Annotated in this window: 15 protein-coding genes; 9 read left to right on the top strand and 6 right to left on the bottom strand. The window is 72.5% G+C overall.

Annotated elements, in window-relative coordinates:
* Positions 1 to 5 precede the first annotated feature (5 nt).
* The 6 genes from ACIGWZ_RS16980 to ACIGWZ_RS17005 all read left to right on the top strand — a co-directional run bounded on the left by ACIGWZ_RS16980 (position 6) and on the right by ACIGWZ_RS17005 (position 6,192).
* Positions 6 to 854 (top strand): alpha/beta fold hydrolase, encoded by an 849-nt coding sequence (locus tag ACIGWZ_RS16980; protein ID WP_400065223.1) that lies wholly within the window; start codon positions 6 to 8, stop codon positions 852 to 854.
* Positions 855 to 913: 59 nt separating this feature from the next.
* On the top strand, positions 914 to 1,393 hold the full coding sequence (locus ACIGWZ_RS16985) for a MarR family winged helix-turn-helix transcriptional regulator (protein WP_400065225.1): 480 nt from the start codon (positions 914 to 916) through the stop codon (positions 1,391 to 1,393).
* A 52-nt stretch (positions 1,394 to 1,445) separates the two neighbouring features.
* Positions 1,446 to 2,273 (top strand): Asp/Glu racemase, encoded by an 828-nt coding sequence (locus ACIGWZ_RS16990; protein WP_400065227.1) that lies wholly within the window; start codon positions 1,446 to 1,448, stop codon positions 2,271 to 2,273.
* Positions 2,274 to 2,427: 154 nt separating this feature from the next.
* Positions 2,428 to 3,192 (top strand): HAD family hydrolase, encoded by a 765-nt coding sequence (locus ACIGWZ_RS16995; protein ID WP_400065229.1) that lies wholly within the window; start codon positions 2,428 to 2,430, stop codon positions 3,190 to 3,192.
* Entirely contained in the window at positions 3,189 to 5,618 is a 2,430-nt protein-coding gene (locus ACIGWZ_RS17000) for a glycoside hydrolase family 65 protein (RefSeq protein WP_400065231.1), read from the top strand. Before ACIGWZ_RS16995 ends, ACIGWZ_RS17000 begins: the two co-directional genes overlap by 4 nt.
* 61 nt (positions 5,619 to 5,679) lie before the next feature.
* Positions 5,680 to 6,192, top strand: a complete 513-nt coding sequence (locus ACIGWZ_RS17005) for a DinB family protein (protein ID WP_400065233.1) — start codon at positions 5,680 to 5,682, stop codon at positions 6,190 to 6,192.
* 64 nt (positions 6,193 to 6,256) lie between these two features.
* On the opposite strand, the gene ACIGWZ_RS17010 is transcribed toward ACIGWZ_RS17005, so the two are convergent.
* Positions 6,257 to 7,258, bottom strand: coding sequence for a LacI family DNA-binding transcriptional regulator (locus tag ACIGWZ_RS17010; protein ID WP_400065235.1), 1,002 nt, complete (start codon positions 7,256 to 7,258; stop codon positions 6,257 to 6,259).
* A gap of 254 nt (positions 7,259 to 7,512) precedes the next feature.
* On the opposite strand from ACIGWZ_RS17010, the gene ACIGWZ_RS17015 reads away from it, so the two are divergent.
* On the top strand, positions 7,513 to 8,460 hold the full coding sequence (locus ACIGWZ_RS17015; RefSeq protein ID WP_400065237.1) for a nucleoside hydrolase: 948 nt from the start codon (positions 7,513 to 7,515) through the stop codon (positions 8,458 to 8,460).
* Between the two features lie 26 nt (positions 8,461 to 8,486).
* A complete protein-coding gene (locus tag ACIGWZ_RS17020; protein WP_400065239.1) occupies positions 8,487 to 9,929 on the top strand; it encodes an MFS transporter in 1,443 nt (480 codons plus the stop codon).
* A gap of 91 nt (positions 9,930 to 10,020) precedes the next feature.
* Here ACIGWZ_RS17020 and ACIGWZ_RS17025 read toward each other — a convergent pair whose 3' ends face one another.
* The 4 genes from ACIGWZ_RS17025 to ACIGWZ_RS17040 form a co-directional block, all read right to left on the bottom strand.
* The gene (locus ACIGWZ_RS17025; protein ID WP_400065241.1) at positions 10,021 to 11,169 is read right to left on the bottom strand and encodes an aromatic ring-hydroxylating dioxygenase subunit alpha; all 1,149 of its coding nucleotides are present in this window, start codon (positions 11,167 to 11,169) and stop codon (positions 10,021 to 10,023) included.
* Between the two features lie 55 nt (positions 11,170 to 11,224).
* On the bottom strand, positions 11,225 to 12,412 hold the full coding sequence (gene solA, locus ACIGWZ_RS17030; protein WP_400065243.1) for an N-methyl-L-tryptophan oxidase: 1,188 nt from the start codon (positions 12,410 to 12,412) through the stop codon (positions 11,225 to 11,227).
* A gap of 23 nt (positions 12,413 to 12,435) precedes the next feature.
* Positions 12,436 to 14,970 carry an FAD-dependent oxidoreductase gene (locus ACIGWZ_RS17035; RefSeq protein WP_400065245.1) on the bottom strand — a complete coding sequence of 845 codons (2,535 nt, stop codon included), beginning with the start codon at positions 14,968 to 14,970 and terminating at the stop codon, positions 12,436 to 12,438.
* Between the two features lie 202 nt (positions 14,971 to 15,172).
* Positions 15,173 to 16,000 (bottom strand): IclR family transcriptional regulator, encoded by an 828-nt coding sequence (locus tag ACIGWZ_RS17040; protein ID WP_400065247.1) that lies wholly within the window; start codon positions 15,998 to 16,000, stop codon positions 15,173 to 15,175.
* 622 nt (positions 16,001 to 16,622) lie between these two features.
* On the opposite strand from ACIGWZ_RS17040, the gene ACIGWZ_RS17045 reads away from it, so the two are divergent.
* On the top strand, positions 16,623 to 17,795 hold the full coding sequence (locus ACIGWZ_RS17045) for an NAD(P)/FAD-dependent oxidoreductase (RefSeq protein WP_400065249.1): 1,173 nt from the start codon (positions 16,623 to 16,625) through the stop codon (positions 17,793 to 17,795).
* A 109-nt stretch (positions 17,796 to 17,904) separates the two neighbouring features.
* On the opposite strand, the gene ACIGWZ_RS17050 is transcribed toward ACIGWZ_RS17045, so the two are convergent.
* Entirely contained in the window at positions 17,905 to 18,621 is a 717-nt protein-coding gene (locus tag ACIGWZ_RS17050; protein WP_400065251.1) for a hypothetical protein, read from the bottom strand.
* Positions 18,622 to 18,758: the final 137 nt, after the last annotated feature.

An 18,758-nucleotide genomic window follows, 5' to 3' on the forward strand; every position in this document is an offset into this window, starting at 1 on the left:
TTTCCGTGCCCCACGCCCCGCGGGCCGTACTGCAGTCCGCCCTCGCAGATCTGGCCGACGTCCCGGCCACCGGCCGATGGGTCCGCTCCGGCAGCGCCCGGCTGCACGTCCTGGACTACGGCGGCCGCGGCCCCGCCCTGGTGATGCTGCCGGGCATCACCAGCCCGGCCGTCACCATGGACTTCGTCGCGCGTGAACTCACCGATCTGGTCCGCCCGTTGGTGGTCGACATCCGCGGCCGCGGACTCTCCGACGGCGGTGGCACCTACAGCCTGGAGGAGTACGCCGAGGACACCGAGGCCCTCGTCCACGGGCTCGGCCTGCGCCGGCCCCTCCTCTTCGGGCATTCCATGGGTGCGCGGATCGCCGCCGTGGTCGCGGCCCGCGGCAAGGCCGCCACCGGAGGCAGCGTGCTGGTGGACCCGCCGATGAGCGGCCCCGGCCGCGGTCCGTATCCGACCGCCCTGGAGGCGTTCCTGGGCCAGCTGACGCAGGCGGAGCGCGGCACGGACGCGGACGAGGTGGCCCTTTCCTGGCCGCGCTGGCCGCGCCGGGAACAGGAACTGCGGGCCCGCTGGCTGTCCAGCTGCGAGCGGCAGGCGATCATCGCCACCCACCGCGGCTTCGAGACCGAGGACTTCTTCGCCTGGTGGCCGTCGGTCGCCGGTCCCACAGCCCTGCTGTACGGCGCGGACAGCCCGGTGGTGACGGCGGCCGGCGTGGCGGAGGCGCGTAGCCTGCGGCCCTCCGCCTCCTTCAGCGCCGTCCCGGACGCCGGGCACATGGTTTTCTGGGACAACCCGCCCGCGGCACTGGCAGTCCTACGACAGGCGCTGCGCCCGATGGTTGGGTGATCGTCCGACCGTGACGAAGCCGTCGGCGATGCGCCGGTACCCCGTGATTGAGTTGCCCCATGGCTGATGAGAGCGCTTCCTCCGACCCCGCGCCCGCGATTCCGCAGGCCCTGACCGCCGCGCCCGGCTATCAGGTGCGCCGTCTCTACCAGGCGTATCTCGCGATATGGGTACGCGCGGTGGACGCCACGCTCACCGGGCCGCAGTTCGCGGTGCTGACGGCCGTGGATGCGGCCCCGGGACGCGATCAGCGGTCGATGGCGTCGGCGGTGGCGCTGGACACCTCCACGATGGCGGATGTGGCCCGTCGGCTGGAGAACCGGGGCCTGCTGGAACGGCGTACCGACACGGCCGACGGCCGCCGCAAGCTGCTGCACCTGACCGACGAGGGCGAACGGACCCTCCGCGACGCCCACGACCGCGCCCGCCGACTGGACGAACGGCTCCTGCAGCCGTACGACGACGCCCAGCGCGCGGATCTGATGCACCTGCTGACCTCCCTGGCCGACCGCTGGGAAAGCCTGGCCGGGGACCACTGACCGCACCCGTCGTCCGCACGGGTGCCTCACTCCCCCTCCCCGAGGAGAACCCGTGACGGACCACCCCATCGACCGTCCCACCGACCACCACATCGGCCTGATAGTCCCCAGCTCCAACCTCACGATGGAGACCGAGCTGCCGCGCATGCTGCACGAGCGGGAGCGCGAGCACCCCGGGGACCGCTTCCTCTTCCACAGCAGCCGGATGCGGATGCAGCACGTCACGCCCGAGCAACTGCGCGGTATGAACGCCCAGACCGAGCGGGCGGCCCTGGAACTGGCCGACGCCCGGCCCGGGGTCGTCGCCTCCGCCTGTCTGGTCGCCATCATGGCGCAGGGCCCCGGCCACCACTGCGCCGCCGAGGCCGACATCGCCGCCGCGCTCCGCAGCCAGGGCGCACCGGCCCCGGTGGTCTCCAGTGCGGGCGCGCTGCTGGACGGCATCGCCGCCCTGGGCGCCCGCCGCATCGCCGTCATCACGCCGTACATGAAGGAGCTGACCTCGCTGGTCGTCGACTACATCGAGGACGCGGGGGTGGAGGTGGTGGACGCCCTGAGCCTGGAGGTGCCGGACAACCTTGCGGTCGCCCGTCTCGACCCCGCCGCCCTGCGCGACCACTGGCAGCGGCTCGACCTGCGCCGGGCCGATGCCCTGGTCCTCTCGGCCTGCGTACAGATGCCCTCGCTCGCCGCGATCCAGCCGGTCGAGGACGCGGCGGGTCTGCCGGTGCTGTCGGCGGCGACCGCGACGGCCTACCGCATCCTGCAGGAACTCGGCCTGGAACCCCGCGTTCCGGGGGCCGGGCGCCTGCTGAGCGGACGGATCCCGGCCCCGGCCGGCGGGCCCAGGACCACGCCCTCGGCGGGCATCCCCCAGTGACCGAAGCGTCGCTCTCCTTGATCTGGCGCCCTCGGGGGCGGCTTTGGCGGTGGGCTTCCGGCGCGGGCGCGCCCGGCGGGAAGTCGTGGTGCCATGGAGAGAAGGCCCGGACACGATCCCCGGCGAGGAGGCCCTGACGAAGGGATCCGTCATCATGAGCGGCGCGCCGTCCCTGGCCGCGAGCCTGCGTTCGCTGCGGGCCGTGGTCTTCGACACCGACGGGGTGATCACGGACTCCGTCCCGGTGCACGCGGCGGCCTGGCAGGGCGCCTTTGACGCCTGTCTGGCGGCCGTCGGCGGGCAGCGCCCGTTCGACCCGGTGGACGAGTACCTGCGCTACGTCGACGGGCGTTCCCGGCAGGACGGGGCGGCCGCGTTCCTCGCCTCCCGGGGGGTGCGGCTGCCGCTCGGAGAGCCGGACGATGCGCCGGGTACGCGGACCGTGCGGGCGGTCGCGGCCCGAAAGGACGAGCTGTTCCGGGCCGCTCTGCGGGCGTCGGGCGTGGCGGCCTGGCCCGGCACGGTGCGGCTGTTGCGGGTGCTGGGGCGCGAGCGGGTGCCGTGTGCCGCCGTCTCCGCCTCCCGGCATGCGGGCGAGCTGTTGTCGGCGGCGGGCGTGCTGGGGCTCCTCGGGGTCGTGGTGGACGGGAACGAGGCGCATCGGCTGGGGCTGCCCGGCAAGCCGGATCCGGCGCTCTTCGTGGAGGCGGCCCGGCGGCTGGGCGTCCCGGTCGCGGACACCGCCGTGGTGGAGGACGCGCTGGCCGGCGTCGCGGCAGGGCGGCGCGGCGGCTTCGGCCTGGTGGTGGGCGTGGACCGGTCGGACGGCTCGGTCGGCGCGGCCGACCTGCGCCGCAGCGGCGCGGACCTGGTCGTGGCCGACCCGGGCGAACTGCTGACCTCCGGGGAGGACCGATGAACTCGGGCTGGACCTGGTCGTACCAGGGCTATGACCCGCAGGCGGAGCGGCTGCGCGAAACGCTGTGCGCGCTCGGCAACGGCTACTTCGTCACGCGGGGCGCGGCGACCGAGACGCCCGCCGGCCCCGTGCACTACCCCGGCACGTACGCGGCGGGCTGCTACAACCGGCTGACCTCCACGGTGGCGGGACGGCAGGTCGAGAACGAGGACATGGTCAACCTGCCCAACTGGCTGCCGCTGCGCTACCGCATGTGTCCCTCCGACGCGCCCCCGGGGCCATGGCTGTCCCCGGACCATCCGCAGCTGGCGGAACACCGCCAGACGCTGGATCTGCGGCACGGCACGCTGACGCGCTGGTCGACGTACGAGCAGGAGGACGGGCGGCGGCTGCGGGTGAAGCAGACCCGTCTCGTCCATATGGGAGACCCTCATCTGGCCGCGCTGCGCACGCTGTTCACCGCCGATGGGTGGGCGGGCGAGGTGGAGGTGGAGACGGGGATCGACGGGGACGTCCGTAATGACGGCGTGGCGCGCTACCGGGAGCTGGCCAGTCGGCACCTCGCCGACTGGGAGTGCGGACACGAGCAGGGTGACACGGTGTGGTTGAGCTGCCGCACCCTCGACTCCGATGTCCGTATCGCGCTGGCCGCCCGGATCCAGGTCGGCTCGGGGCGGGGCGTGCCGCCTCGGACGACCGAGCGCGGGGGGCAGCGGGTCGGGCAGCGGCTGCGGCTGCCCGTCCTCGGGACCGGGTCGACCGCGGTCGTCGACAAGACCGTGGCGCTGTACACCTCGCGCGATCCGGCGATCGGCAGCCCGCTGCGCGCGGCCGTCGACGGTGCGCTCGCGGCCCCGGACTTCCCCCGGCTGCTGGCCACGCACCGTGCCGCCTGGGAGCACCTGTGGGAGCGGGCGGAGCTGGAGGTGCCCGGGGAGGCGGGGGAGATCCTGCAGCTGCATCTCTTCCATGTACTGCAGACGCTCTCGCCGCACACCGCCGAGCTGGACGTCGGCGTACCGGCGCGCGGGCTGCACGGTGAGGCGTACCGCGGACACGTCTTCTGGGACGAGCTGTTCGTGCTGCCGTTCCTGAATCTGCATCTGCCGGAGGTCTCCCGGGCGCTGCTCGACTACCGTCACCGCCGGCTGCCCGCGGCATGCCGGGCGGCGCGGGAGGTGGGCCGGGCGGGGGCGATGTATCCGTGGCAGAGCGGCAGCGACGGCCGCGAGGAGACCCAGCAGCTGCATCTGAACCCGCGCTCGGGGCGCTGGCTGCCCGATCACTCGCGGCTCCAGCACCACGTCGGCTCGGCGATCGCGTACAACATCTGGCAGTACTGCCAGGCCAGCGGCGACATGGAGTTCCTGTACGGACATGGCGCGGAGATGCTGCTGGGGATCGCACGGTTCTGGGCGGACTGCGCGACCTGGGACCCGAGCATCGGCCGGTACCGCATCCGTGGGGTCGTCGGGCCGGACGAGTACCACGACAGCTATCCGGGCGCGGCGGAGCCGGGGCTGGACGACAACGCGTACACCAATGTCACCGCCGCGTGGGTGCTGCGGCGCGCGCTCGATCTCGGCCGCGCGCTTCCCGAGGCGTGCCGCCGGGAGCTGTGCGAGCGCAACCACCTGGGCGAGGAGGAAATGGCGCGCTGGGACGACATCGCGCACCGGCTGTATGTGCCCTACCACCAGGGCGTCATCAGCCAGTTCGCGGGCTACCCGGATCTGGCGGAGCTCGACTGGGCGGAGTACCGCAGGCGGTACGGCGACATCCGGCGGCTGGACCGGATCCTGGAGGCGGAGGGCGACACCGTCAACCGCTATCAGGCCTCGAAACAGGCCGATGTGCTGATGCTCGGTTACCTCTTCTCACCGGCCGAACTCGCCGACGTCTTCCGGCAGCTCGGCTACGCCCTCGACGACGACATCTGGCGCCGCACCGTCGAGTACTACCTCGCCCGTACCAGCCATGGCTCGACGCTGAGCGCCCTGGTCCACGCCTGGGTGCTGGCGCGGGTACGGCACGACGACGCTTGGTCGTACTGCGAGGAGGCGCTGACCGGCGACGTCGCGGACCTCCAGGGCGGCACCACCACCGAGGGCATCCATCTGGGCGCGATGGCGGGCACGTTGGATCTCGTCCAGCGCGGCATGACCGGGCTGGAGACCCGCGACGGTGCGCTGTGGCTGGCGCCGGCGCCGCTTCCGCAGCTCTCGAAGTTCGCGGTACGGATCCGCTATCGGCGGCACTGGGACATCGGCCTGGCCCTGCGGGCGGAGCGGGTACGGGTCGCCGTACCGGTCGGGGGCAACGGGCCGGTCCATGTGCGGCTCGGCGGGCGGACGTTCACGGTCGCCCCCGGGGCCGACCGGTGGCTGGGCCTCCCGGCGTCCCACTCGGGGTACCCGGCCCCATGAGACCCGACCCGCTCACGGCCCGCCGCCACGAGAACCGACCCCCCAGGAAAGGAGCCCCGCCATGAGCGCCGGCACGGACCTTCTCGTCGATGCCTTCGGACGCATCCAGGAAATCGTCGACGACGTGCTCTCCGGACTCGGCACCGACGAACTCAGCGCCCGGCTCGACGAGGACGCCAATTCGATCGGCTGGCTCGTCTGGCACCTCACCCGCGTCCAGGACGACCACATCGCCGACGCGGCCGGTACCGAGCAGCTGTGGACCGCACAGGGGTGGTACGAGCGGTTCGCCCTGCCGTTCGCGGACGCCGACACCGGATTCGGCCACTCCCCCGAGGACGTGGCGGCGGTACGGGACGTGAGCCGGCAGCTGCTGAACGGCTATCACGGGGCCGTGCACGACAACACGGTCCGGTTCCTCAAGGGTTTGCACGTCAAGGACCTGGACCGGGTCGTCGACGAGGGCTGGGCGCCACCGGTCACGCTGGGCGTGCGGCTGGTGAGCGTGATCACCGATGATCTGCAGCATGCGGGACAGGCCGCGTTCGTCCGTGGTGTGCTGCGGCGCGGGTAGCAGCGGGGGCGCGGCTCCTGCGAGGGGCGGCCGGGGCCGTCCGATGGCCGGGCTGCACCGGTGATCAGCGGGCCGGGCTCTCCCGCGGCGTGCAGGAGGCGCGGACCACCAGTTCCGGTGCGAGCCGTACCGCCCGGCGGGATCCCGTTCCGCCGGGGCGGCGGACGAGCAACCGGGTGGCCTCGGCGGCCAGTTCGCCGACGGGCTGGCGGACGGTGGTCAGCGCCGGATCGGCGAGGCCGGCCAGGGGGATGTCGTCGAAGCCGGTGACGGCGACCTCGCCGGGGACGTCCGCGCCGAGCTGACGCAGCCGTTGCAGCGCGCCGACGGCGATGAGGTCGTTGGCGCAGACGACGGCGTCCGGGCGGGCGGGCCAGATGCGGTCGACGGCGGCGCGGCCCCACTCGACCGAGAAGTCGCCGAGTTCGATGCGTCCGGGGGCCCCTTCGTCGAGCGCCGCGGCCCCGGTCTCGTACGCCACCCGCCGCTCGACGGCCGCCGATGCGGTCCCGGCCGCGCCCACGAAGCAGGGGCGGCGGCGGCCCGTGGCGGCCAGATGTTCCAGGACGAGGGCCATACCGGCGGCGTTGTCGACGGCGACCGAGTCGGCGACGCCGGGGCCGCAGCCGCGGTCCAGCAGCACCAGCGGCACCCGGGTCGCCGCGTCCGCCACCGCGTCCCGGCTGCGGCGCTCATCGACCGGTATCAGCAGCAGGGCGTCGACCTGACGGTCCAGGAGGGCGCCGATCCGGGCCGCCTCGGTCAGCGGGTCGTCGTCGCAGTCGGCGAGCAGTACGGCGCGGCCCTCGGCGTGCAGGGCGTGCTCCAACTCCCGTACGAGGGACGGGAAGAAGGGGTTGGTGATCTGCGGCAGGACGAGGCCGACGGTGCCGGTGGAGCGGCTGCGCAGGGCGCGGGCGACCTGGTTGGGGCGGTAGCCGAGGCGTTCGGCGGCGTCCCGTACCGTGCGGGCGGTCTCGGCGCCGACCGGGCGGGTGCCGGCCAGGACCCGGGAGACGGTGGCGATGGAGCAGCCGGACGCGCGCGCGACGTCCTTCAAGGTCACTTCGGCCACGCTGTTGCGCCCCTTTGCCCTCGGTCACGGCTGCACTCGGTCACGGTGGCGGCAAACGTTATCACCGCCCACGCACCGTGTCCGTACCGGTGAGTAGTAGGTCGTATGCCTCACATTTCGTTGACATCGGACGGCCCCATGAGCGAAATTCCCGGAGAACGTTTTCCCGAGGTAGCAGCCTCCTGCGGCGCGCCGAAGAGACTTCACCCTGCACCACCGTTCCGCAGAGCAAAGGGGCTCGTCCGATGGCCAGAAAGATCATCCTCGACTGCGACCCGGGGCACGACGACGCGGTCGCCATGCTCCTGGCTCACGGCAATCCCGATGTCGAGCTGGTCGCGGTGACGACCGTGGTCGGGAACCAGACGCTGGAGAAGGTCACCCGTAACGCCCTGTCGGTGGCCGCCGTCGCCGGCATCACCGGTGTCCCCTTCGCCGCCGGCTGCCCGCGCCCCCTCGTACGGGACGTCGAGACCGCCCCGGAAGTCCACGGCGAGACCGGTCTGGACGGGCCCGACCTGCCCGAGCCGGCCTTCGAGCTGGACCCCCGGCACGCCGTCGACCTGATCATCGACACCGTGATGGCGCATGAGCCGGGCGAGATCACCATCGTGCCGACCGCCGGGCTGACCAACATCGCGATGGCCGTGCGCAAGGAGCCGCGGATCGCGGAGCGGGTGCGTGAGGTCGTGCTGATGGGCGGCGGCTACCACGAGGGCAACTGGAGCGCGGTCGCCGAGTTCAACATCAAGATCGACCCCGAGGCCGCCCATATCGTCTTCAACGAGAAGTGGCCGGTCACCATGGTCGGCCTGGACCTCACCCACCAGGCGCTGGCCACCCCCGAGGTCGAGGCGAAGATCGCCGCCGTCGGCACCGAGCCCGCCCGGTTCGTCCTGGAGCTGCTGGACTTCTTCCGCGAGGCCTACCGGGAGAACCAGGGCTTCGACCACCCGCCGGTGCACGACCCCTGCGCGGTCGCCTATGTCATCGACCCGGACGTGATGACCGTACGCAAGGCCCCGGTCGACATCGAGCTGCGCGGGGAGCTCACCCTCGGCATGACCGTGACGGACTTCCGCGCGCCCGCCCCCGCGGACTGCACCACCCAGGTTGCGGTCAAGCTCGACCACGAGCGGTTCTGGAACCTCGTGGTGGACGCGCTCGAGCGGATCGGCGACGTAGCGGCATGAGCACCACCAGCACCACGGAGAGCGGCATGAGCAGCACGAGCACCACAGAGACACGTCCGTCCGCCGCACCGCAGGGCTCCGGCGTCCGCATCGGCGTCCTGGTCACCGCGCTGCTGGTGGCCTGCTTCGCCTTCCAGCTCAACGCGAGCATGCTCAGCCCCGCGCTCAAGAGCATCGAGGACACCCTCGGCGCCAGCTCCGCGGAGATCGGCCTCACCCAGACGGCGTTCTTCACCTCGGCGGCGCTGTTCTCCCTCTTCCTGCCCCGGCTGGGCGATGTCATCGGCCGCCGCAAGGTGCTGGCCGGCATGCTCGGCCTGATGGTCGTCGGCTGTGTGGTCGCGGCGCTCGCGACCAGCGTGCCGATGCTCTTCGCCGGCCGCATCATCCAGGGCGTGTCCGGTCCGGTCGTCCCGCTGTGTCTGATCATGCTGCGGGTCGAGGTGAAGGAGCCGAAGCGGTACGGCACCCTGCTGGGTGTGATCACCGCCGTCAACGGCGGCATCGCCGGTGTCGACTCCCTCGCCGGCGGCTACCTCGCCGACCACCACGGCTTCCAGTCGGTCTTCTGGGCGATGGCGGGCGTCGCGGCCGTGGCCACGGCCCTGATCGCCACCCTGACGCCCGAGTCCAAGGCACCGGCCGCGAGCCGTATGGACTGGCCCGGAGTCGCCCTCCTCGTCGTCTCCATCGGCGCCCTGCTGATCGCGCTGAACGAGGCCGGCAAGCTCGCCGCGGCCGACTGGTCGCTGGTCGCCGTCCTCGTGGTCGTGGCAGCCGCCGCCTTCGCCGCCTTCTGGCGGACCGAGAACCGCAGCGGCCACCCGCTGGTCGCCACCCGGCACCTCAAGCAGCGCGCCACCTGGGCGACCCTGCTGACCACCGTGCTCACCATGACCGGCGTGTTCGCCGTCATGAACGGCCTGATCCCGGCGTTCGCCCAGGACGCCCAGGCCGGACTCGGCATGAGCGCCGAACAGTCCGCCTGGTGGACGCTGACCCCCTACGCCCTCGCAGGCCTCGCCATGGGCCCGGTCGCCGGCCGCCTCGCCGCCACCTTCGGCTACGGCCGCATCCTGCGGCTCGGCCTCATCGGCGCGGTGGCGACCGTCGTCCTGATGTTCCTCACCCTGGGCAGCCACTCGCACATCCTGCTGCTGGCGGCCTCCCTGCTGGTCGGCGTCACCTACGCGGGCGTCGCGAACATCGTCCTCAACGGGCTCGGCATCGTCCTCTCCCCCAGCGAGAACCCGGGCTTCCTGCCCGGCCTCAACGCGGGCGCCTTCAACCTCGGCGCGGGCCTCAGCTTCGCCCTCCTGTACGCGGTCAAGACGGCCTGTGCGCCCGCGGACCCCACTTCGCACGCCGGCTACACGGCCGGCATGATCGCGGGCGTCGTCATCATGGCCCTCGCCATCGCCACGTCGTTCCTGATCCCGAAGCCGGTCGCGGCGGAGGCACAGGACTGAGCCCGGTCGCGACCGCCCTTCGGTGCAGAGGGGCGGTCGCGAAGGCCTCGCGTCGGGCCCCACGGCGGTCGGCAGGCGGCGCGGCCCGCTCTCAGCCCAGGCGCTCGGTGACCCAGCGATGGAATTCCCCGATGTGGTGCTCGCTGGGGACGAGGACGCCGCCGTCCCGGTAGGCGCGGGAGTCCATGGCCGGCTGGGTGCGCTCGCAGGCGTCGAAGTCCTGGACGTTGACCCGGTGGAAGAGTTCGACGGAACGGGAGACATCCGCGCCGGAGCCGACGACCTCGGGCAGATACAGCCAGTCGCACTCGACGACGGTGCGGTCGGCGGCCATCGGGAACATCCGGTGGACGATGACGTGGTCCGGGACGAGATTGACGAACACCTGCGGCCGGATGGTCATCGCGTAGTAGCGGCGGTCCTGGCCATCCTCGATGCCGGGCAGCCGGCCGAACCCCGCGCTGCCGTCCACCGTGAATCCCTCTGCCTCCGCCGCGAACTCCGCGCCGTGGCCGACGTAGTACTGGGCGGCGAAGCCGTCCGCGAACTCCGGGAGGACATCGGTCAGTTCGGGGTGGATGGTCGCGCAGTGATAGCACTCCATGAAGTTCTCGACGATGAGCTTCCAGTTGGCCCGGACGTCGTAGGTGAGGCGCTTGCCCAGGGCGAGCCCTTCGGTGCGGTAGCGGTCGATGGCGGCCGGGTCGCCCAGCCGCTCGACGACCGCGCCGATCACCGTCTCCTCGAAGGACGGGGGATCGTCGGACGTGCACACCCACGCATAGCCGAGCCATTCGCGGAGCGGGACGGTGACCAGGCCGCGCTCGGTACGGTCGATGTCCGGCATCTTCTGCAGATTGGGCGCGGCGATCAGCCGGCCGTCCAGGTCGTAGGTCCAGGCGTGGTACGGGCATTGCAGGTTGCGGCGGACCTCGCCCGATTCCTCGGTGCACAGCTGCGCCCCGCGGTGCCGGCAGATGTTGAGGAAGGCGCGCAGCTCGCCCGCGCGGTTACGGGTGATCAGGACGCTTTCCCGGCCGATGCGTACGGTCCGGAACGCGCCGGGCTTTTCCAGGTCGGCGCTGCGCACCGCGCAGAACCACAGGCGCTCGAAGATCTTCTCCTGCTCCTGGCGGAAGATCTCGGGGTCGGTGTAGTAGTGGCCGGCGAGGGTGGCGATCAGGCTCGGCGCGGCGACAGGGGACGCGGCCGGGGCGGGCGGCACAGCGCAGTTCGTCATGGATGGGGTCGTCATGGATGGGGTCGTCATGGATGGGGTCGTCATGGTGCCCTCCTCAAACGGCCGCGGCGGCGGGCCGGCCAGGGGCCTCCCCAGCGAAGCGAAGGGAAGGGTCGAACAGCTCGATGGGGTGCGCGGTGGCTCCGGTCAGCGCCAGATCGGCGACGATCTCGCCGACCACCGGTACGAACTTGAAGCCGTGGCCGGAGAAGCCGCAGGCGACGGTGACCGTCTCCGGGTGCGCCGGGTGCCGGGTGATCACGAAGTGTTCGTCGGGGGTGTTGGAGTACATGCAGGTGGCGGCCTTGAGGAAGCGGCCGGGGAGGGTGGGGATCCGGGGACGGACCTGGTCGGCCATGGCGCGCACTTCGTGGTCGTGCACCGTGCGCTCGATGGTCTCCGGTGTGCAGGGGGTGCCCTTGCGGAAGAAGGCCACCTTGGCGCCGCCCTCGGGGCCGTCGATCGCGGGGAAGCCGTAGATCTGGACGCCCACCGCGTCCTCCCAGATGTAGATCGGGTGGTGCCGGGCGACGTACGGCGCGGTGCCGCCTTCGGGGGCGAACCAGTACATGATCTGCCGTTCGATGGTGAACGGCACCCCGAGATCGGTCAGCAGCTGCGGCGCCCAGGCACCCGGGCAGATCACCAACTGCCCCGCTGTGTAGGTGTTTTCGGGAGTGTGGACGCGAACGCCGGATCCGCCCGGCAGCTCCTCCCAGCGGGTGACCGGCTCCTCGAAGTGCAGCTCGGCGCCGTCCTGGGTGGCGAGCTGGACATGGGCGGCGACGGTGTACTCGGGGCGCACCAGCCCGGCCCGCGCCTCGTACAGCGCGACCTCGTCGTCGGCCGGAGTGAGGGTGGGGAAGCGCCGGCGGATCTCCTTCGCGTCGAGCATCTCGTGCGGGAGGTCCCACTGCCGGGCGGAGCGCAGACTGCCGCTGACGGTACGGCTGTCGGGGCGGCCGACCATCACCCCGCCGCACAGGGTGGCGACCGCGCGGCCGGTGTCCCGCTCCAGCTTCTCGTAGAGCTCGTACGACCGCAGGAGCAGCGGTACGTAGGCGGGATCCTCGAAGTAGGACTGGCGGGTGATGCGCGAACCGCCATGGCTGGAGCCGCGGTTGTGCACCGGGCCGAACTTCTCCAGCCCCAGGACCCGGGTGCCGCGGGCGGCGAGATGGTGGGCGGCGGCGCTGCCCATGCCGCCGAGGCCGAGGACGATGACGTCGTAAGAGGGGGACATGGTCGCCTCCTGGGTCGGGCAAGCTAGCGGCGGATGCGGGTCATCTTCGGGTCGAAGAGCGGCTCGTCGGCGACGGTCGCCGGGACCTTCTCGCCGAAGTACTCGATGTGCACACCGGTGCCGGTGGCGAGCGGCGGCAGCCAGGCGTAGGCGACGCAGCGGCCCAGCGTGTAGCCGTACGAGGCGCTGGTCACATAGCCCGCGGGGGTTCCGCCGACATGGACGGGCTCCTTGCCGAGGACGTTGGCGGCGGGGTCGTCGAGCAGCAGCGCGGTCAGCTTGCGCGCCGGGGTTCCGCGCCCTTCCAGTGCGGCCCGGCCCACGAAGTCCTTGTCCGTGCGGACGGCGAAGGAGACCCCCGCCTCGTACGGATTGTGCTCGGCGGTCATGTCGGTGCCCCAGGCGCGGTAGCCCTTCTCCAGGCGCAGGCTGTTGAAGGCCGAGCGGCCGGCCGCGATCACCCCGTGCTCGCGACCCGCCTCCCACAGCGTGTCCCAGAGCCGTAGCCCCAGGTCGGCGGTGGTGTACAGCTCCCAGCCCAGCTCACCGACGTAGGACAGGCGCATCGCCGTCACCGGTACGTGGCCGAGGTACGTCTGCTTGGCGCGGAAGTAGCCGAAGCCCTCGTGCGAGAAGTCGTCGCGGGTCAGCGGCTGGACGAGGTCGCGGGCGAGCGGTCCCCAGACGCCGATGCAGCAGGTGCCGGAGGTGATGTCGCGGATCTGGACTCCTGCCCCACTGTCGGCTTCGCCCGAGCGGGGGGACTCCCCTGCGCGGGCGGTGTCCCCCTGCGCGTGCCGCAGCAACCAGTCCAGATCGGCCGGGGAGTTGGCGCCGACCTGGAAGCGGTCGGGGGCCAGGCGGGCGACGGTGAGGTCGGAGCGGATGCCGCCCGTGTCGTCCAGGAGCAGGGTGTAGGTGACCGCGCCGGGCTTCTTGCGCAGGTTGTTGCTGGTCATCCGGTCCAGGAAGGCCAGCGCGCCCGCTCCCGTGACCTCCAGCCTGCGCAGCGGGGTCATGTCGTACAGGGCGACCTTCTCGCGGGTGGCCCTGGCCTCGGCGGCGGCGATCGGCGACCAGTAGCGGGCGGACCAGGCGTCGCGTTCGGGGAGCTGGAGCCCCTCGGCGAGCGGGGCGTTGGCCTCGTACCAGTGCGGGCGCTCCCAGCCGCCGGCCTCCAGGAAGTACGCGCCCAGCTCCTGCTGGCGGGCGTAGAAGGGGCTGGTGCGCAGCGGCCTGGGCTGCTCCATGGGTTGCAGCGGGTGGATGACGTCGTACACCTCGATGAAGTTCTGGGCGCCGCGGTCGGCGGTGTACGCGGGTGAGCGCTGGGCGTCCTCGAAGCGGTAGAGGTCGCACTCGTGGATGTCGATGGCGGGCCGGCCGTCCGTCATCCACTCCGCGACGGCCTTGGCCACGCCCGCGGAGTGGGTGACCCAGACCGCCTCGGCCAGCCAGAATCCGCGCAGTTCGCGGGATTCGCCGAGGACCGGCATGCCGTCCGGGGTGAAGGAGAAGACGCCGTTGAAGCCCTCGGCCACCCGGGATGCGCCGAGCGCGGGCAGCAGGGTGACGCTGTCCTGCCAGCTCGGCGCGAAGTCGTCCTCGGTGAAGGGCAGCGAGGAGGGCATGACGGGAGCCTGGTCGAAGGCGGGGACGGTGAAGGGGTCGACGGGCATCGGGCGGTGGGCGTACGAGCCGATGCCGATCCGGTCGCCGTGCTCGCGGAAGTAGAGGTCGCGGTCCTGGAAGCGCAGGATCGGCTTGCTCGCTCCGTCCTCCGGGCGCTCGAGACCGCTTGAGCGGGGGGCACCCGCACGCGGGTCGTCGACGCCGGCGAGCTCGGGCAGCGGCTCGGTCCTGGCGTACTGGTGGGCGAGCGGGAGCAGCGGGACGTCCACTCCTGCCATCGCGCCGATCACCGGGCCCCAGAAGCCGGCGGCCGAGACGACGTGGTCGGCGGGGAAGGTGCCCCGGTCGGTGACGACGCCGGTGACGCGGCCGTCCGCCCGCTCGATGCCGGTGACGGTGTGCCGTTCCAGGAAACGGGCGCCGCGACGCTCGGCCCGTTCCCGCTGGGCCTGGCAGGCGGGCAGGGCGCGGGCCAGGCCGTCGTCGGGGGTGTGGAAGCCGCCGTGCAGCCGGGTCTCGTCCAGCATCGGCCAGAGCCGCTTGCACTGCCGCGGGGTGAGGAGTTCGCCGCGTACGCCCCAGGAGGCGGCGAGTCCGGCCTTGCGGTGCAGGTCGGCCCAGCGGGCTTCGGTGGTGGCGATCTCCAGGCCGCCCACAGCGTTGAAGCAGGGCAGCCCGCCGACCTCCAGGGAGCCGAATTTCTGCACGGTGTAGGCGGCGAACTCGGTCATGGTCTTGCACGGACCGGTCTGGAAGACCAGGCCCGGGGCGTGCGAGGTGGAGCCGCCGGGTGCCGGGAGCGGGCCCTGTTCGAGGACGGTGACGTCGGTCCAGCCGCGGGTGGTCAGCTCGTCGGCGAGAGAGCAGCCGACGATGCCGGCGCCGATGACCACCACTCGGGAACTGTTTGCGGGCGTACGGGACATGGCCCTCCTCCTGCCGGCCCAGTGTTGCGTAGTGCACGACTGGTTGCGCGATGAGAGACATCGTGGGAGTGCCGCCTCGGCAGCGTCAAGGGGTCCGGGCTGGCTCTTCGTAAAGGGCTGGTTACGGCCGCGGACGCGCATGCGGGGCCGGATCATTCGCTCCGGCCCCGCATGCGTATCGACGCCCCTCGTCACCCGGTCATCACGCGCACCCCATCCGCCGCGACAGCTCCCCGGCGGCGGCGACGGTCCGCTCGACCACCTCCGCAAGCCGCTCCTCGGCCAGCCGGTACGCGGGCACCGACACGCTGATCGCCCCGACGACCGCGCCGTCACGCGCCCGCACCGGCGCGGCCACCGCCCGCAGCCCGAGCTCCAACTCCTCCCTCGCCACCGCGAATCCCCGCTCGACCACCTCCGCCAGCTCGCGGCGCAGGGCCGCCGCCGAGGTGATCGTCCGCTCGGTCAGCCGAGCCAATGTGCTTGCCAGTACCGCCTGTTGGACCGTTTCCGGCTGGTGCGCGAGCAGCGCCTTGCCGCTGGAGGTGGCGTGCAGCGGTGTGCGCCGGCCGAGCCAGTTCTGCGCGGTGACCGATGCCGGGCCGCGCGCCTGCATGATGTTGACGGCGGCATTGTTGTCGAGCACCGCGATATTGACCGTTTCGCCCAGTTCGTCGGCGAGGCGCCGGCAGATCGCCGTGCCCTGCCGCGAGATGTCCAGCCGCACGGCCGCCGCGCCGGCCAGTCGCAACACGCCCGCGCCGAGGTAGTACTTGCCGTGTTCCCGCTGCTGCGTCACCAGCCCCCGGTTCTCCAGCACGCCGAGCAGCCGGAATGCGGTCGACTTGTGCACGCCCAGCTCCTCGGCGACCTCGGTCACCCCGGCCTCGCCGTGCCGGGCGAGGATCTCCAGGACGGTGACCGCCCGGTCCACCGACCGCACCGCGCTGACCGGCACTTTCGGCGGCCGCTCCGCCGCCCGCCGCACCGCTGCCGCATCCGCCGCCGGCTCCGCCGTCGCCTCCGTCATCCGCCCGACTCCGCCGTCCGGCGCCCCGGTCCCGGTGCGGCGTTCGCGGGGAACGCTTGACGCACCGGCTCCCCATCGGGATTCTGTTGCGCATAACGCTCCACCGTGCGCACTGCGGAACGCAACCGTGCCGAACAGGCCGAACAGCAACTGGGGGGCCGTGTGATTCCCGTCTGCCGCATCGATGTCACTCCTCCGATCGCCGTCTGTCACGCCGACGGAGCGCCGTACGCCATCGACGACACCCGTCCGCGCCAGGACGCCGCACGCTCCGGCGGCCGGCTGAAGAGGTGTCTGGTCGGCTGCCCGTTGCGCGCCGCTTCATTCGATCTCCGTGGCCGAGCGCCGGTCCGGCGACCCGCCCGTGGAGCCCGGCGCCGCCTTCCGCGACCGTCGAGGCCCGCCCGGCGCACACCCGCGCCCCCGTCCGCCGCACCGCCGAGGAGGGGATCACCGCTTGAGACCTCCCCCTCGTGAACGAGGGGATTCCTGGCTCACTTCGCCGCATCGCCCGGCAGCGATACGGCTTCCCCTGTCCTGCTCCGCAGGAGCTTCGTCTTCCCCCCAAGCGGGAGGCACCCCCACCCCGGCTGAAGCCGGGGGTATCCACGAAGGAGAACCGATGAAATCGGTCGCCGTGATCGGGGCCTCGCTGGCGGGGCTGTATGCCGCCCGGGCCCTGCGCTCCCAGGGCTTCGACGGCCGCCTGGTCGTCGTCGGGGACGAGCCCCACCAGCCCTACGACCGCCCGCCGCTGTCCAAGGACTTCCTCACCGGCGCCACCGTCGACCACGACCAACTGGCCCTGGCCGACGCCGAAGAGATCACCGAACTCGACGCCGAGTGGCTGCTCGGCACGCGCGCCACCGGGCTCGACACCGGGGCGCGCACGGTGCTTCTCGACGGCGGCCGGTCACTCGTCACCGACGGCCTGGTCATCGCCACCGGAGCCGGCCCGCGACGCCTCCCCGGCTCCGCGCCCGCCGGAACCCACACCCTGCGCACCCTCGACGACGCCCGGGCCCTCCGCGCGGACCTGGCCCGGGGCCCGTCCGAGGTCGTGGTGATCGGCGGCGGCTTCATCGGCGCCGAGGTCGCCTCGTCCTGCGCCGCCCTCGGCCACCACGTCACCGTCGTCGAGGCCGCCACGCTCCCCCTCGTCCCCCAACTCGGCGCCGAAATGGCCCGGTTCTGCGCCTCCTTGCACGCCGACCACGGCGTCGGGCTGCTCACCGGGACCGGCGTCGCCCGCCTCCACGGCGGCGGCCCCGGCCATCGGGTCACCGGAGTCGAGCTGACCGACGGCCGGCTGCTCCCCGCCTCCGTGGTCGTCGTCGGCATCGGCGTACGCCCCCGCACCGACTGGCTCGCGGGCTCCGGGCTGCCGCTCGACGACGGGGTGCGCTGTGACGCGGGCTGCGTCACCCCGCTCCCCGCCGTCGTGGCGGTCGGCGATGTCGCCAGAGCGGACGGCACCCGCGCCGAACACTGGACCAGCGCCACCGAGCAGGCCACCGTCGCCGTACGGAACCTCCTTGCCGGCCGCACCGTCGCCACCCCAGGCGCGGTGCCCTACTTCTGGTCCGACCAATACGGCGTACGGCTCCAGTTCGCGGGCCACCGCCGACCCACCGACACGCCCCGCATCCTCGAGGGCTCCCCCGCCGACCGCAGCTTCCTGGCCGGCTACGAACGCGACGGCCGCACCACGGCCGTCCTCGCCGTCAACCGCCCCCGCCCCTTCCAGCGCCTGCGCCGCGAACTCTCCCGCGCGGTGCAGCCGACGGGCGCCTGAGCCGGTCGCGGGTACCGCCGCCCCCCCGTGGCAGGCGCCCCGGCTCGCTCCTGGCGCAGGACGTCCGTCGGGACGCCTTACGCCAGGACGAGGCTTCGCGGACGCCCCCTCAGGCCAACCGCTTCCCGTTGTCCACATGACGGGCCTTCGGTACCCCGCCGAACCGGCCGGACGGTCCGGCCGGCGCCGACCGCATGACCCGTTCCGCGCCGGCTCGCTCCTCCGCCGCCGCATCCACCGAGGCCACCTCGGTCCAATAGATGTCGAGCATCGCCCGCAGCGGCGTCGGCTCGCTGCTCGGGCCTATCGGCACCGTGATCCGGTCCAGCGCCTGCCACAGCTCGTAGTCCGGCTGCTCGGCGATGCCGCCGGCCCGCGCGTGGGCGGCCTGATGCCGCTGTACCGCGAGGGCGAGCCTGCGCAGACAGTCGCGGTGCTCCTGCGCCACGCTGTGGTTCGCCGAGCGGTTGAGGTCGCGCTTGGCGCGGTTGACGTCGGCGAGGGCGTTCTGCACCGTACGGGCGAAGTTCGCGGCGCGGTGCCGCCATTCGTCGTACTCGTTGCGCGTATCGAACCAGTCCTTCTTTCCGGCCGGACCCCGGGCGAAGCATGCGGCCTGGAACGCCTCGCGCTCCGCCTTCCGCTTCCGCAAGGCGGAGACATTGCGCTGCACGAGGCAGGACAGCGTGTCACGGGTGCGGTCGATCAGGGACGGGCTGACGAGTAACTCCCAGATTTCCCGGTCGCGTGCCGGAGGGTGGGCGTTGTCGAGGACGAGCCGTTCGTACCTGTCGTCGGTGAGCTGGGTGAGAGTGGTGACGTCCATCAGGCGGCCTCCGAGCCGGTCGTGGGCGCTGCTGCACCCATGGTGACGGCCGGGTCCGACATCCGGACAGGGCGCGCGGGGGCCACAGAGGCGCTCCCGCCGTGGATACCGGGCGCCCGGCAATCGGACCGCGCGCA

It is taken from the genome of Streptomyces sp. NPDC053427, assembly GCF_044544985.1.
Lineage (GTDB): Bacteria > Actinomycetota > Actinomycetes > Streptomycetales > Streptomycetaceae > Streptomyces.

Excerpts from the sequence above, each read along its gene's own strand:
- ACIGWZ_RS16985 (WP_400065225.1), top strand. The coding sequence starts at position 914 with ATGGCTGATGAGAGCGCTTCCTCCGACCCCGCGCCCGCGATTCCGCAG.
- ACIGWZ_RS16995 (WP_400065229.1), top strand. The coding sequence starts at position 2,428 with ATGAGCGGCGCGCCGTCCCTGGCCGCGAGCCTGCGTTCGCTGCGGGCC.
- ACIGWZ_RS17000 (WP_400065231.1), top strand. The coding sequence starts at position 3,189 with ATGAACTCGGGCTGGACCTGGTCGTACCAGGGCTATGACCCGCAGGCG.
- ACIGWZ_RS17005 (WP_400065233.1), top strand. The coding sequence starts at position 5,680 with ATGAGCGCCGGCACGGACCTTCTCGTCGATGCCTTCGGACGCATCCAG.
- ACIGWZ_RS17015 (WP_400065237.1), top strand. The coding sequence starts at position 7,513 with ATGGCCAGAAAGATCATCCTCGACTGCGACCCGGGGCACGACGACGCG.
- ACIGWZ_RS17020 (WP_400065239.1), top strand. The coding sequence starts at position 8,487 with ATGAGCAGCACGAGCACCACAGAGACACGTCCGTCCGCCGCACCGCAG.
- ACIGWZ_RS17025 (WP_400065241.1), bottom strand. The coding sequence starts at position 11,169 with ATGACGAACTGCGCTGTGCCGCCCGCCCCGGCCGCGTCCCCTGTCGCC.
- solA (WP_400065243.1), bottom strand. The coding sequence starts at position 12,412 with ATGTCCCCCTCTTACGACGTCATCGTCCTCGGCCTCGGCGGCATGGGC.
- ACIGWZ_RS17035 (WP_400065245.1), bottom strand. The coding sequence starts at position 14,970 with ATGTCCCGTACGCCCGCAAACAGTTCCCGAGTGGTGGTCATCGGCGCC.
- ACIGWZ_RS17040 (WP_400065247.1), bottom strand. The coding sequence starts at position 16,000 with ATGACGGAGGCGACGGCGGAGCCGGCGGCGGATGCGGCAGCGGTGCGG.
- ACIGWZ_RS17045 (WP_400065249.1), top strand. The coding sequence starts at position 16,623 with ATGAAATCGGTCGCCGTGATCGGGGCCTCGCTGGCGGGGCTGTATGCC.
- ACIGWZ_RS17050 (WP_400065251.1), bottom strand. The coding sequence starts at position 18,621 with ATGGACGTCACCACTCTCACCCAGCTCACCGACGACAGGTACGAACGG.